Raw genomic sequence first — 302 nt, 5'->3', positions numbered from 1 at the left:
TGGTAGCGGTAACAGGAGTCGAACCTGTGACCTTTCGGGTATGAACCGAACGCTCTAGCCAACTAAGCTATACCGCCACACTGGTGCCCAAAGGCGGAATCGAACCACCGACACGGGGATTTTCAATCCCCTGCTCTACCGACTGAGCTATTTGGGCTGGCGGAGAGGGTGGGATTCGAACCCACGGTGCCGTAAAGCATCACTGGTTTTCAAGACCAGCTCCTTAAACCACTCGGACACCTCTCCATTGGTGATCTATCCGCGACTCGAACGCGGGACACCCTGATTAAAAGTCAGGTGCT

3 tRNA genes are annotated in these 302 nt (G+C 54.6%); all 3 read right to left on the bottom strand.

The features are described from left to right. The 3 genes from Q7P33_RS18000 to Q7P33_RS17990 all read right to left on the bottom strand — a co-directional run bounded on the left by Q7P33_RS18000 (position 1) and on the right by Q7P33_RS17990 (position 246). Positions 1-77 (bottom strand) — tRNA-Met (locus tag Q7P33_RS18000). A gap of 4 nt (positions 78-81) precedes the next feature. Next, positions 82-157: transfer RNA gene (locus tag Q7P33_RS17995), tRNA-Phe, on the bottom strand. Further along, a tRNA-Ser gene (locus Q7P33_RS17990) sits at positions 158-246 on the bottom strand. Between the last annotated feature and the right edge of the window lie 56 nt (positions 247-302).

This window comes from Acetobacterium wieringae (genome assembly GCF_026646375.1).
Lineage (GTDB): Bacteria > Bacillota > Clostridia > Eubacteriales > Eubacteriaceae > Acetobacterium > Acetobacterium wieringae_A.
Note: the sequence above shows the minus strand (reverse complement) of the source record. Positions and strands in the feature narration are given on the sequence as shown.